Here is a 13115-nt window from a genome sequence, read left to right on the forward strand (position 1 = left end):
AGAACATGCCAGCCGAAGCAATTCGAACAGGTGGATGCTTATGCGGTGCAGTGCGTTATGAGGTCCGGGGCGAGCCCTATCAGTCAGGATTGTGCCACTGCAAGACGTGTAGAAAGATCACTGGCTCCGCCTTCTCCGCAACGGCAAATTGGCATCGTCGGCAATTCCAGATGTCCGGAGAAGTCAGCACTTTCGATAAAAGATCCTTCTGTCCTGCCTGTGGTTCTCGGCTCTTCTTTTTCTTCGATGACGGCGTAGAAGTGTTTCTGGGGACCCTTGATGAAGCGCCTTACGCTATCAGTCCGATGGTCGAAGTGTGGGCCATTCGACGTGAACCTTGGCTGGCAGCGGTCGTCGGAGCTGTGCTTCACGAAGGAAATGAGATCGTTTCGGGAAAAGACGAAGGATGACTTTCGAACTGGACGCTGGAACTGTCTTGCAGCTCATCCAGCAGCTCGAGCCTGGCCTCACCATCAGCGGGCTCTCCCGGCTGGAGGGCGGCAGCACTGAGGTCTACAAGATCGATCTTGCGAATTCCGATTATGGGGCGCTGGTTCTCAAGATTTATCCGGACGAGCCCGAGTGGGGACCGTCTAAGGAGGCGCTCGTCGCGGGCTGGCTAAAAGGTTTGACGCTGCCGGTTCCCACCTGGCTGCGCGTCGATGAATCGCGGTCCCTTCTGCCGCTGCGCTATTCCTTGTTGACGCACCTGCCGGGCCGCTCGCTTCGTCACTGGATGGCCGAGCCTGATATCAAAAACGTCTATCGCCAGATGGGGGAGCTTCTGAGACGTATTCATGCGGTACCGATGCCTGGGTATGGCTACGTGCGTGGCCACGGCATCGACAAACCGGTACACACGAACGCAGAATACATGACGGCAGCGTTTGACGATGTGTTTCGGCGGTTTCGCGACCTTGGCGGCGATCCCGAGCTGGCTCGCCGTATGCAACAATTTGCCAAGGGCAGCTTCGATCTTCTTGACGCAAGCGATGCCGCAGTCCTCGCCCACGACGATCTTCATCAGGGCAACGTGTTGGCGTTGCGTGGCAAGGCTGGCGGACTTGAATTGAGCGGGCTTGTCGATTTTGGAAACGCACGCGCTGCGGATAGGCTCTTCGATTTGGCCAAGGCCCTTTTCTGCTCTGCACATAAAGACCCGCGCAGCTATCAGCCCATTCTGGAAGGTTACGGCTCAGTCGATCACCCGGACAGCGAAAGGGCGCTTCGGCTCTACACTCTTTTCCGTCGGGTCAGCATGTGGGGCTGGCTAACGAAGATTGGCGTAGACGCTGCGGCCGAGGATGGCCCTGGCGGACTTATCCGCGATCTCAGAGAAATGGTTATCTAGCAATCAGGCAGCGAAAGAGCTTCCGCTGATCTCGAAGTCGGCTCAGGCCCGAAAAGCCGAGTTTCGGTGCCCGCGTCAATTCATTCCAATTGGCGGATTGGATGGCTTTGAAAGTGCTCTACCGCTTCGTCGAGCTGCACCCACTTATGTTTCGATTGTTCGAAGACTGATATGGCAGGTGGCGCGAAGGCCGGGTCGGCAAGGGAACCGACCGCCACCCCGATCCAGGACGGCGCAGCATCGGCCTTCCAATAGACGGTCGAGCCGCAAGTTGGGCAAAAATGCATTCGGACCTTGCGACCGCTCTCGGCAGTGCGAATGAATTCTGTAGACGTTCCAGATATTTCGACACAGCCAATCCAATAGAAAGCATTTGCGCTGAACGGCGCACCCGTTCTGCGCTGGCAAGCCAAACAGTGACACAGCGCAGTCAATTGTGGTGGTTCGCTGAGCATCAGTCTCAGAGCGCCGCAGGCGCATTGGGCATTGGCCATGGAAACTCCTCCCGCTTGCACGGTGAAATTACGTTGAATGGGGGTGAAGCGCAGGCCCGAACCGCAAATGGTCAGGGTGGGCGATGCGAAGGGGGTGAGACCTGATATGATTCAGGCTCACGGAAGCTCAAATGTAGATCGCGGAAATGCCACTGAGCACCATCCGGGCGGTGGGTCGTCGAGCGAGTTTTTCGTTGTTAATGTGCGACTTGGGCAGCGGCCGACATCAACTCCTGGGAATTCGGTGCCTTGAATGTCTGGAGCCCAGCCTCCAGAACTTCAGTGAAGCTCCAGCGTACGATGCCCTCCCGGTCAATTAGGAACTCACCGACAAGCTGCCCGTGGTCGGCAGTCATCATCTGCTGATCGGCTTCCGTAATCTGATATCCTTCCTTCTCGTTGATAAATTCGTCCATTGCCATTACGCCCATAGGCTCGGGCAACTCGCCCGGAAGATCGATCCGTATCGCCATGACCGTGTCGATCCCGACCTCGCGTAAGCCGAAGGCTTGGTGCGAAGCCCGTAACGGGTCGGAAGCAGCAAGAAGATCGGGTATCGGATGGTAGCGGAAATAGAGCCGCGCGCGTTCGACCGGGGTGTTTACCACCGCCAGCGATTGGACGCCTTTCTCACGCAGCATCGGGTTGAGATATGCCATGGCCGCGACATGGCGCCGGCAGAACGGACAATGCAGGCCTCGAAACAAACCGATCAACAATGGGCTGCGGCCACGAAAATCATCAAGTGCGATCTTCCCCTCGCGTGAGATCGCATCAAACACAACGTTCGGGACCCGGTCGCCCGGTTGTAGCGGATGGTCGACATAGCGCGTGGACATGGACAACCTCCTCGCTCGGGGATCAGTCGAGAAAAGGCGCCACGTTAGTGCTTCGAGGTCGAGATTGAGCGTTGCAAGGCCTGACCTCTCGTCCTTACCGCACCGCCAGGATCCGATCTAAGCATGGCCCCACATTGGCCCGCGGGCAAGCGGTAAACAGCGAATCGTGAATGGGAAAAGTCCGTTTTATGCAAACTCTGATTTTTTAGGGCCGGAAGCGGACACGAAGCCGCTATCGCAAAGTCTCAGGTTCTGATCGGTTCTTTGCCGCTCGACAGGGAATCCGCCAGCCTTGCCAGCGGATTCGGCTGCGGTGAGGGGCCAGTCTTGCTGGCCCCTTATCCCTTATCCCTTGTCAGATATCGCTTGCAGCGCTCGACCAGAGGTCGGCCGCTTCGGCTGCCGTCATCCGCCGCACCTCGGCCTCGTGGCTGCGGCTGGCGAAGAGTTCGCTGGCCATGATCTGTTCGGCAAGGTCGGCCGGCAGCGAGAGGATGACGCGGCCTTCGCCATTATGCAGCCCGCCGAGTTCGGTGCGCTTGCCGGTCACCATGCCGCCGGCGACGGTGTTGTTGGTCTCCGGATCGATCAGGATGAAGGAGCCGGAATTGCGGTTCTGCTCATAGGGGTCGAAGATCGCCGCTTCGTCGAAGACGAGCCGGACTTTGCCGATGGCGTTCATGTAGAGCCGCTGGGCGGCGTTCCATGTGCCGGTCTTCAGTTCGAGCTGGCTGAGCGGCTGCACCTGCACGCGCTGGCGGCGGCTGCCACTCTTCAGCCAGTAGCGTTTGCCGGGCTCGATGCCCTCGGGCTGGAGGGCGACGATCTGCGCGTCGAAGGCAAGGCCGACCTGCGGCTGGGCGTCGATCGAGACGATCATGTCGCCGCGCGCCACATCCACCTGGCGGTCGAGCACCAGCGTGATCGCGTCACCGGCGACGGCGGCGTTGCGCACCAGATCGAAGGTGACGATCTTGGAGACATTCGCGACCATGCCGGACGGCAGGATCATGACGCTGTCGCCCGGCTTGACCGAGCCGCCGGCAACCGTGCCCTGATAACCGCGGAAGCTTTCGCCGGGACGCGAGACACGCTGCACCGAAAGGCGGAAGCCGACCGTCTGCGACGAGCGCACAGTGGCAAGCTCCAGCGTCTCCACCAGCGTCGGGCCGCTGTACCAGGGCATGGCGGCCTGGCCGGAATAGACGACGTTTTCGCCCTTCAGCGCCGACATCGGAATGGCGGTGATCTGCTTGACGCCGAGCGACAGGGCAAATTCCCGGAAGTCATGGCTGATCTTGTCGAAGCCGGCGCGGTCGTAGCCCGTGAGGTCGATCTTGTTGACGGCGAGCACGAACTGCTTGATGCCGAGCAGCGAGGCGATCGTCGCGTGGCGGCGCGTCTGCTCGAGAATGCCGTAGCGCGCGTCGACCAGCAGGATGGCGAGATCGGCGGTCGAGGCGCCGGTCGCCATATTACGGGTATATTGCTCATGGCCGGGCGTATCGGCGACGATGAAGGAGCGCTTGTCGGTCGAGAAATAGCGATAGGCGACATCGATGGTGATGCCCTGTTCGCGCTCGGCCTGCAGGCCGTCGAGCAGCAGTGCGAAGTCAGGCAGGCCGAGATCGTTCTGCTTGCCGGTGGAATCACGCTGCAGGGTGGCGGCCTGGTCTTCCTTGACCGCCTTGGTGTCCCAGAGCAGGCGGCCGATCAAGGTGGACTTGCCGTCATCGACGCTGCCGCAGGTAATCAGGCGCAGCGGGCGCGAGTCGCGCAGAGCTTTCTGCTGCTCGGCGGCGGGCAGGGTGACGACGGTGGCGGCCGAGACGGCGGTTTGGGCTGCGGTCATCTCAGAAATATCCTTCACGCTTCTTTTTTTCCATGGAGCCGGACTGGTCGCGATCGATGGCGCGGCCCTGGCGTTCGGACACCGTTGCAATTTCGAGTTCGGCAATCACCTCTTCGAGGGTGGTGGCCTCAGAGCGGATGGCGCCGGTCAGCGGGAAGTCGCCGAGCGTGCGGAAGCGGATCATGCCTTCCTGGCGGACTTCGCCGGGCAGCAGTTCCAGGCGCGGATCCTCGGCCAGGATCATCATGCCGTCGCGCTCCACGAAGGGCCGCTTCTTGGCGTAATAGAGCGGCACCAGCGGAATGTCTTCGGCCTGGATGTAACGCCAGATATCGACCTCCGTCCAATTCGACAGCGGGAAGGCGCGCACGCTCTCGCCCTTGCGGATCATGCCGTTATAGATATTCCAGAGTTCCGGCCGCTGGTTGCGCGGATCCCAGCGATGGTCGGGGGTGCGGAAGGAATAGATCCGCTCCTTGGCGCGGCTGGCTTCCTCGTCGCGCCGCGCGCCGCCGAAAGCGGCATCAAACTGGCCGGCATCAAGCGCCTGGCGCAGGCCTTCGGTCTTCATGATGTCGGTAAAGGCGGCCGAACCATGGGTGAAGGGCGTGATGTTTTCGGCCGCACCGCGCGGGTTGATGTGCTCGATCAGATCGAGATCATACTTCTTCGCGGTCTCGTCGCGGAAGGCGATCATCTCGCGGAATTTCCAACCGGTGTTCACATGCAGCAGCGGGAAGGGCACACGGCCAGGATAAAAGGCCTTGCGCGCCAGGTGCAGCAGCACCGAGGAATCCTTGCCGATCGAATAGAGCATCACGGGACGCTCGAACTCGGCCGCGACCTCGCGGAAGATATGGATGGATTCGTTTTCCAGCGCCTTCAGATGCGGGTCGAGCGGCGCCTTGGTGCTCTGCGGATTGCTGAGTTCCGTATCCGGACGGCTATCGGGCATGTCTTACTCCAGACTGTCGATCCTTACGGCTGCCCGCAAGGCAATTTCTTAAGTGTTGGCTTCCCCGGGGAAGCTCGCTTCCCCCAAGAGCCCGCGGCGATCGCCGCGCCCTGATCCGGTAAGCCGTGAAGTTGATTATTGTGCGGCGACCACCGCGGCCTCTTCGGCGACATGCAGGCCGCATTCGCGCGTCTCGTCCTGCTCCCACCACCAGCGGCCGGCGCGCTCCGGCTCGCCGGGCTTGATCGCCCGCGTGCAGGGCTCGCAGCCGATCGAGGGATAGCCGCGGGCATGCAGCGGATTGATCGGCACGCCGTTTGCGGCAACGAAGGCCTTGATCGCCTCCAGGTCCCAATCGGCGAGCGGATTGACCTTCAACAGATGCCGTTCGGCGTCATATTCGGCAAAGGGCGTTTCGGCGCGGTTGGCCGATTGGCCGCGGCGCAGGCCGGTGATCCAGATTGCAGCACCATCGAGTGCGCGGGCAAGCGGCTTCAGCTTGCGCACGCCGCAACAGGCATGCCGGGCTTCGACGCTCTCGTAGAAACCATTGAGACCATATTGCGCCGCATAGGCGTCGATATCAGCCTTCTCCGGCTCGAAGCGGCGGATCTCGATATCGTACTGGTTTTCGGTCTCTTCGATCAGCGCCAGCGTTTCGCCAAACAGCCGGCCGGTCTGCAGTGTCGCGACATCGATCGGCAGGCGGTGCGTGCCGATCTCGGCGGTGATCACCTGGTCCTCGATGCCGAGTGACGTCGTGAACACCACACGGCCGCCAAGGCCTGAAACCAGCGACAGACGTCCGGCAAGGTCGAGACTCGCCAGCCTGTCATTCAGCGCCTTGGCTTCTGCAATCGGCCCGTCTGCCGCAATCAGATTGATAGCAGTCATGAGAATCCTGTCCTTTGTTGACGGGAGTATCGCAGTTCACACAGGGATCGGACAGAAAAAGGGATTTCGAAAGCTGCGGCCGGAGGAGCAAATATCTCTCCGAAGCCGCCGCGATACAGAAAAGCAGCCGCCTGCGGATGAAAATCCACACGAGCAGCTTGAATGTCTATAGAAATAGTAGAGTTACACGCGGCCTGTCAATCGGAAATCTGAAGTGATGCCGAAAATGGTGCAGAAGGCGCGCTTTTGGCATAGATTAACAGAGCTTGGCCGAGAGCAAAAAACAAGGCCAAAACGCTTGTCTCTCAAGGCTTTCTCCGGCGCGTTCAAATTCCGTTCATGCGGGTTGTGCCATAGAGACGAAAGTACTTCCGTAGCAGTGCGGAAATCTGCACTGCCTGTGTGTGTCGATGGTCAAAAATGATTACGCAAAAGGCGAAATATGCGCTGCGGGCGCTCACGGTCTTGGCTGATGCCGATGCCGATGAACCGGTGATGATTTCCGATATCGCGGCGCAGCAAAAGATCCCGAAAAAGTTCCTCGAACAGATCCTGCTCGACCTCAAACATCACGGCGTCGTCGCCAGCCGCCGCGGCAAGCAGGGCGGTTATCTCCTGCTCAAACCTGCCCACGCCATCACCTTCGGCGAGATCCTGCGCATCGTTGACGGCCCGATCGCGCCGTTGCCATGTCTGTCGATCACCGCCTACCGCCGATGCGACGATTGCGACGGTGAGCAGAACTGCCAGATCCGCCACGTCTTCGCCAAGGTGGCCGACGCCACCCGCAAGGTGCTGTTCTCGACCACCATCGCCGATGCCGTCGCCCCAAAACACAGCGCCGAAGTCACCCGACTGCTGGCCTGAGCATTGGGTTGAGCTGACGCCCACATCTTTCTTCAAGATTTGGTGAAATCCCTTTTCTTCGCCCGGTGATGCTCCACCTGCCTGCCCAGACGGGTAGGGAGGACATCATGTTTAGAATCTCAGCACAGAGAATCGTTGCTGCGGCCATGCTCTCGGCAGTTTTCGCCACAGGCGCCGCCGCCCATCACGGCTGGTCGTGGGCCGAGGCGGATCAGATCGAGCTTGCCGGCACCATAGAGAAGATCTCGACGGGCGGGCCGCATCCGACCCTGAATGTCGCCACCGCCGATGATGGCGTCTGGCTGGTCGAACTCGGCAATCCGCGCCAGACGGAACGCTCGGGCTTCGTCGAAGGCGTCGCCAAGCCCGGCGATAAGGTGGTGGCGCTCGGAAATCGTTCGCAGGATCCGAAGGAGAAGCGGATGAAGGCGGTGCGCCTCACCATCGGCGAGAAGCGCTACGATATTTATCCCGACCGCATCCGGACGAACTGACCCCGGGCGAACCGAGCCGTGATCGACATTCTCGAATGGCTGTCAGCCACCGCGCCCGCGGGCGCGCTGCGGCGCTCCGCAACAGCCTATATGTTCGTCAATGCGGGCCATATCCTGGCGATCGGCATTCTTGTCGGCGCCATCCTGCCGCTCGATCTGAGGCTCGCCGGTCTGTTCCGCAAGGTGCCGGTTGAGATCCTCGCCCCGTTTCTCTCCCGCGCCGCCGGCGTCGGCCTTGCCGCGGCTGTTCTGACCGGTTTCTGCCTGTTCACAGTCCGGGCGGTCGAATATGCCGCCAATCCCGCCTTCCTCGCCAAGCTTGGTCTGATCGCCCTCGGCCTCCTCAACCTGTTGATCGTGCATTTCGGGCGAGGCTGGAAAACGGCAGTGTCGACAGGCATCGTCCGGCCCGGCCTGCGCTTCTCTGCGGCGCTGTCGGCTACGGTCTGGATCGCTGCCGTGCTCGCCGGTCGGTGGATTGGTTTCCTCTGAGGCACAGATCCGCCCGTCGGCCTTCGATCTCCTTCATAGCAACTTGCTATAGTCAGATGGTTGCGCTAGATTGTATATAGCAAAATGCGATGTCGCGATTCCGGATTTATGCACGTCATCACACAGAAAAAGATCTGGGAGGCGAAAGACCGATGGCCTCAAGCAGCCAATGCCCTGGATACTTGGTATCGACTGATGAAATCGTCGGAGCCGACAGACTTCGCGGATATGAAGGCACTGTTTCCAGCAACAGACAAAGTCGGGCAACACCACGTGTTCGACATTGGCGGCAACAAGCTGCGCTTGATCGCGGTGGTGCATTACAAATTCAGGAAGGTCTATATTCAGCGGATGATGGATCATGCCGAGTACGACAAAGGAGCGTGGAAGGGGTAGGCCGATGAGCGCACTTGTAAAACTGGTCAGCGAGCACTGGACGCATGTGGCTCCTCTTCTTGCCACGCCGGCCAATGAAGCTGAGTATGATCATCTCGTGGAGCAACTCGACGAGATTCTTGCCGAAGTTGGCGACGACGAGGATCATCCCTTGGCGTTGCTTGCGTCTCGTATGGCGGACCTCGTTGAGGCCTATGACGAGCAGAACCGTCCAATGCCTCCGGTGACCGGCGCCGATGCGCTCCGTTATGTCATGGAGGAGCGCAACCTTGGCCAGTCCGAGCTGCCGGAAGTGGGCGCTCAGTCCGTCGTGTCTGAGATTTTGAGCGGGAAGCGGCAAATCAATGTTCGACAAGCCCGCGCGCTGAGCGAGCGATTTCTGATTCCGGCATCCGCATTTCTATCGCTCTGACGATAGACATCCCTGACGACCAGCGACTATCGGTCGGTGGCAGTTGGCGCCCAATAGCGCTCTGCGCTTCAGCGGTCGCTGACGGCCGCGCGCGGGTTGACCCACGGTTCCTGGTTCGAGCGCGCCAGCGGCTGTTTGCCGAGGATATGGTCGGCGGCCTTCTCGCCGGTCATGATCGAGGGTCCGTTCAAATTGCCATAGGTGACATGCGGGAAGATCGAGCTGTCGGCGACGCGCAAGGCCTCTACGCCGATCACCCGCGTTTGCGGATCGACCACCGCCATCGGATCGTCCTTGGCGCCCATCCGGCAGGTGCCGCAGGGGTGGTAGGCGCTTTCCAGATGTTCGCGCAGGAAGGCATCGATCTCCTCGTCGCTCTGGACGCCTTCGCCGGGCTGGATCTCCGGGCCGCGATAGTCGTTGAAGGCGCTCTGGCCGAAGATCTCGCGGGTGAGGCGCACGCAGTGGCGGAACTTCTCCCAATCCTCGGCATGGCTCATATAGTTGAAGCGCAGCACCGGATCGGCCTTGGGATCGGCGGAGCGTAAGCTGACGCTGCCGCGCGATTTCGACAGGTTGTAGCCGACATGCACCTGGAAGCCGTGGCTTTTTGCCGCCGCCTTGCCGTCATAGCTGATTGCCACCGGCAGGAAATGATACTGGATATCGGGCTGCTTCAGTCCGGGTGCGGAGCGCAGGAAGGCGCAGGCCTCGAACTGGTTGGAGGCGCCGAGCCCGCCGCGCGAGAGCAGCCATTGCGCGCCCGCCACCCCCTGCCAGAACCACGGCAGCCAGGAATAGAGCGACACTGGCTTGGTGCTCACCTGCTGGAAGTAGAATTCCATATGGTCCTGTAGATTGGCGCCGACGCCCGGCCGGTCGGCCTTCACCGCAATGCCCATCTCCTGCAGATGCTGGCCGGGACCGATGCCCGACAGCATCAAGAGCTTCGGCGAATTGAAGGAGGAGGCCGAGACGATCACCTCGCGGTTCGCCTTCACCACCTCTGTTCTGCCCTTGCGTTCGATCTCGACGCCCGTCGCCCGCCCGTCCTCGATCACGATCTTCTGCGCCAGGCCGTAGACGATCTTGACATTGTCCCGCTTCAGCGCCGGTTTCAGATAGGCATTGGCGGCAGACCAGCGGCGGCCGGAAAAGATGGTCTGCTCCATCAGCCCGAAACCTTCCTGCTTGCTGCCGTTATAATCCTCCGTCGTCTCGAAGCCCGCCTGTTTGCCGGCCTCGATGAAGGCGCGGAAGAGCGGGTTGGTGAAGCCGCCGCGCTGCACGTGCAACGGCCCGTCGGTGCCGCGCCAGCCCTCTTCGCCGCCATGCGAATGTTCCATCCGCTTGAAATAGGGAAGCACGTCGGCATAGGCCCAGCCGCTGGCGCCGAGCTCTTCCCAGCGGTTGAAGTCCTCGGCATGACCGCGCACATAAACCATGCCATTGATCGAGGAGGAGCCGCCGATCACCTTGCCGCGCGGCGCGGTGATGCGCCGGTTGTTGAGGTTCGCCTCCGGCTCGGACAGATAACCCCAATTGTAGCGCTTCATGCTCATCGGCCATGCAAGCGCCGCCGGCATCTGGATGAACGGCCCAAAATCGCTGCCGCCCGCCTCGATGACGAGGACGCTGTTCTTGCCGTCTTCCGACAGGCGGTAGGCGAGGGCGGAGCCGGCCGAGCCCGAGCCGATGATGACGAAATCTGCTTGCATAGTCTTGTCTTTCCTAGAGCCTGCCCCTCATCCGGCTGCCGCCACCTTCTCCCCGCTTGCGGGGAGAAGGGACATGCCGCACCGGCTTCCCCAACCTCGACGCTGCGTTTGGCACGCCCCCTCTCCCCGCGAGCGGGGAGAGGGTTAGGGTGAGGGGCAAAGGGCAGATGTGTTTCAATTCAATAAGGCGCCACCACCGGTCCCATGCCGACATAGACCGTCTTCAGCTCGGAATAATGCTCCAGCGCCGCCAGCGAATTCTCGCGGCCGAAGCCGGATTGTTTCGAGCCGCCGAAGGGGATTTCCACCGGGCAGAGATTGTAGGTGTTGATCCACAGCGTGCCGGCTTCCAGCCGATCGACGACGCGGTGGGCGCGGGTGAGGTCGGCGGTGAAGACGCCGCCGGACAGGCCGAATTCGCTGGCATTGGCGCGCGCAATCACCTCGTCCTCATCGTCGAAATCGAGCACCGACATCACAGGCCCGAAGATCTCCTCGCGGGCGATGGTCATGTCGTCGGTGACGTCGGCAAACACCGTCGGCTGCACGTAATAGCCTTCGCCGGAGACGTTGTTCGGAATGCCGCCGCCGGCAATCAGCCTTGCGCCCTCGGCCTTGCCCTTCTCGATATAGACGATCACCTTCTCGCGCTGCGCCCAGGAGACCATCGGCCCGACCTGCGTCGCCTCGTCCATCGGATCGCCGATCAACATCGCTTCGGTGCGGACTTTCAGCCGCTTCAGGAACTCGTCCTTAACAGCCTTCTGCACGAAGACGCGCGTGCCGTTCGAGCAGACCTGGCCGGTCGAATAGAAATTGCCGAGCATCGCGCCCCCGACCGCCGAATCGAGATCGGCATCGTCGAAGACGATCAGCGGCGACTTGCCGCCGAGTTCCATCGTCACGTGCTTGAGGTTGCCCGCGGCCGCCGCCGCCACTCTGCGGCCGGTCGGCACCGAGCCGGTCAGCGACACCTTGGCGACGTCGGGATGGTTGACCAGCAGCGGCCCGGTGTCGCGGTCACCCTGGATCACGTTGAAGAGCCCCTTCGGCAGTCCTGCCTCATGCAGGATTTCGGCGATCTTCAATGCGCCGAGCGGCGTGTTCTCGGATGGCTTGAACACCATGGCATTGCCGCAGATGAGCGCCGGGGCGGCTTTCCAGCAGGTGATCTGCTGCGGATAGTTCCAGGCGCCGATGCCGACGCAGACGCCGAGCGGCACCCGCTTGGTATAGGCAAAGTCCTGCCCGAGCGGGATATGCGAGCCGTTGAGCCCGGCCGGCGCGACGCCGCCGAAGAATTCGAGGGCATCGGCGCCCGAGGTCGGGTCGGCGACAATAGTCTCCTGGATCGGCTTGCCGGTATCGAGCGTCTCCAGTTCGGAAAGCGCCCGGTTCCTCTCGCGCATGATGTCGGCGGCGCGTTTGAGGATGCGACCGCGCGCCATCGGGCTCATCGCCGCCCATTCCGGCTGGGCGCGTTTGGCTGCGGCAATCGCCTTTTCGACGATCGCAGGCGTTGCCGCATGCAGCCGGGCGATCACCTCGCCGGTCGCGGGATAGAGGCTCTCGATGACGGTGCCGTCGGTATCCTCGACATATTCGCCGTCGATGAAGTGCGAGGCTTTCGGCTGGGCTTTCATGTCATTTGTCCTTGGGGGAGGTGGTGGAAAGAAGCGCGTTCAGATAATCCTCCGTCAGCGCGATCGAGGCTTCGATGCCGATCGGCGCGGATTTCAGACTTTGCCTGATATAGAGCCCGTCGATCATCGCTGCTGCGCCCTCGGCAATGCGTTCTGCGGCGTCGGACGGCAGCAATGCCTTGAGATTGGCCAACAGATTCGAGCGCAGCCGCCGGGCATAGATCACCAGGAAGCGCCGGGTCTCCTCCGAGCGCTGCGCTTCGGCGTAGAAGGCAAGCCAGGCGGCTATCGTCTCCGGCGCGAACTGGTCGGCGTGGAAGCTGACACGAATGACGGCCGAAAGCCGTGCCCGCGGCGTCCTGGCGGCCTTGAGGGCCGCCACCGTATCGCTGCGCAGCTGCCGCAGAAGCGAGCGGATCGTCTCGATCAGCAATTGCTCCTTACTGCCGAAATAATGATGCGCAAGGGCTGGCGACACGCCGGCCTGGCGGGCGATGTCGGACATGGTGACGGCAAGCGAGCCGTGATCGCCGATCACCCGCAGCGCCGCATCGACAAGCGCCTTGCGGCGCACTGGCTCCATTCCGACCTTCGGCAAACGAAAACTCCCTGAAAACCAGACCAGATTATTTTTGATTGACTGACCAATCAATAAAAATCTTTGTCAATTTGATCTGGCGCAGATCTTTTCCGGAAGAACTGGCGCAA

Annotated in this window: 15 protein-coding genes; 7 read left to right on the forward strand and 8 right to left on the reverse strand. The window is 61.3% G+C overall.

Going from position 1 to position 13115, the window contains the following annotated elements; all coding sequences use genetic code 11:
- Positions 1 to 5: 5 nt before the first annotated feature.
- A complete protein-coding gene (locus tag QMO82_RS28825) occupies positions 6 to 410 on the forward strand; it encodes a GFA family protein (protein ID WP_183606084.1) in 405 nt (134 codons plus the stop codon).
- A complete protein-coding gene (locus tag QMO82_RS28830) occupies positions 407 to 1351 on the forward strand; it encodes a phosphotransferase family protein (protein WP_183606085.1) in 945 nt (314 codons plus the stop codon). Before QMO82_RS28825 ends, QMO82_RS28830 begins: the two co-directional genes overlap by 4 nt.
- An 80-nt stretch (positions 1352 to 1431) precedes the next feature.
- Here QMO82_RS28830 and QMO82_RS28835 read toward each other — a convergent pair whose 3' ends face one another.
- The 5 genes from QMO82_RS28835 to QMO82_RS28855 all read right to left on the reverse strand — a co-directional run bounded on the left by QMO82_RS28835 (position 1432) and on the right by QMO82_RS28855 (position 6385).
- On the reverse strand, positions 1432 to 1845 hold the full coding sequence (locus QMO82_RS28835; protein WP_183606086.1) for a GFA family protein: 414 nt from the start codon (positions 1843 to 1845) through the stop codon (positions 1432 to 1434).
- A 197-nt stretch (positions 1846 to 2042) separates the two neighbouring features.
- The gene (locus tag QMO82_RS28840; RefSeq protein ID WP_183606087.1) at positions 2043 to 2684 is read right to left on the reverse strand and encodes a peroxiredoxin-like family protein; all 642 of its coding nucleotides are present in this window, start codon (positions 2682 to 2684) and stop codon (positions 2043 to 2045) included.
- 355 nt (positions 2685 to 3039) lie between these two features.
- Positions 3040 to 4536 (reverse strand): sulfate adenylyltransferase subunit CysN, encoded by a 1497-nt coding sequence (cysN, locus tag QMO82_RS28845; protein WP_183606088.1) that lies wholly within the window; start codon positions 4534 to 4536, stop codon positions 3040 to 3042.
- Between the two features lies 1 nt (position 4537).
- Entirely contained in the window at positions 4538 to 5491 is a 954-nt protein-coding gene (cysD, locus tag QMO82_RS28850) for a sulfate adenylyltransferase subunit CysD (protein ID WP_183606089.1), read from the reverse strand.
- Positions 5492 to 5626: 135 nt separating this feature from the next.
- On the reverse strand, positions 5627 to 6385 hold the full coding sequence (locus QMO82_RS28855) for a phosphoadenylyl-sulfate reductase (RefSeq protein WP_183606090.1): 759 nt from the start codon (positions 6383 to 6385) through the stop codon (positions 5627 to 5629).
- A 420-nt stretch (positions 6386 to 6805) separates the two neighbouring features.
- Here QMO82_RS28855 and QMO82_RS28860 point away from each other — a divergent pair, with 420 nt between their 5' ends.
- The 5 genes from QMO82_RS28860 (at position 6806) to QMO82_RS28880 (ending at position 9046) form a co-directional block, all read left to right on the forward strand.
- Entirely contained in the window at positions 6806 to 7252 is a 447-nt protein-coding gene (locus QMO82_RS28860) for an Rrf2 family transcriptional regulator (protein ID WP_183606091.1), read from the forward strand.
- 107 nt (positions 7253 to 7359) lie between these two features.
- The gene (locus QMO82_RS28865; RefSeq protein WP_183606092.1) at positions 7360 to 7746 is read left to right on the forward strand and encodes a DUF6152 family protein; all 387 of its coding nucleotides are present in this window, start codon (positions 7360 to 7362) and stop codon (positions 7744 to 7746) included.
- Between the two features lie 18 nt (positions 7747 to 7764).
- A complete protein-coding gene (locus QMO82_RS28870; RefSeq protein WP_183606093.1) occupies positions 7765 to 8238 on the forward strand; it encodes a DUF6644 family protein in 474 nt (157 codons plus the stop codon).
- 108 nt (positions 8239 to 8346) lie between these two features.
- The gene (locus tag QMO82_RS28875; RefSeq protein WP_183606094.1) at positions 8347 to 8634 is read left to right on the forward strand and encodes a type II toxin-antitoxin system HigB family toxin; all 288 of its coding nucleotides are present in this window, start codon (positions 8347 to 8349) and stop codon (positions 8632 to 8634) included.
- Positions 8635 to 8638: 4 nt separating this feature from the next.
- Positions 8639 to 9046 (forward strand): type II toxin-antitoxin system HigA family antitoxin, encoded by a 408-nt coding sequence (locus tag QMO82_RS28880; protein WP_183606095.1) that lies wholly within the window; start codon positions 8639 to 8641, stop codon positions 9044 to 9046.
- 68 nt (positions 9047 to 9114) lie between these two features.
- Here the strand turns inward: QMO82_RS28880 and betA are convergent, their stop codons facing one another.
- The 3 genes from betA to betI form a co-directional block, all read right to left on the reverse strand.
- On the reverse strand, positions 9115 to 10764 hold the full coding sequence (betA, locus tag QMO82_RS28885; RefSeq protein WP_183606096.1) for a choline dehydrogenase: 1650 nt from the start codon (positions 10762 to 10764) through the stop codon (positions 9115 to 9117).
- A 179-nt stretch (positions 10765 to 10943) separates the two neighbouring features.
- Complete coding sequence (gene betB, locus QMO82_RS28890) at positions 10944 to 12407, reverse strand: betaine-aldehyde dehydrogenase (RefSeq protein WP_183606097.1); 1464 nt, start codon at positions 12405 to 12407, stop codon at positions 10944 to 10946.
- 1 nt (position 12408) lies between these two features.
- Positions 12409 to 12990, reverse strand: a complete 582-nt coding sequence (betI, locus tag QMO82_RS28895; RefSeq protein ID WP_246718198.1) for a transcriptional regulator BetI — start codon at positions 12988 to 12990, stop codon at positions 12409 to 12411.
- Between the last annotated feature and the right edge of the window lie 125 nt (positions 12991 to 13115).

The sequence above is a fragment of the Rhizobium sp. BT04 genome, from assembly GCF_030053135.1.
GTDB classification, from domain to species: Bacteria; Pseudomonadota; Alphaproteobacteria; order Rhizobiales; family Rhizobiaceae; genus Rhizobium; species Rhizobium binxianense.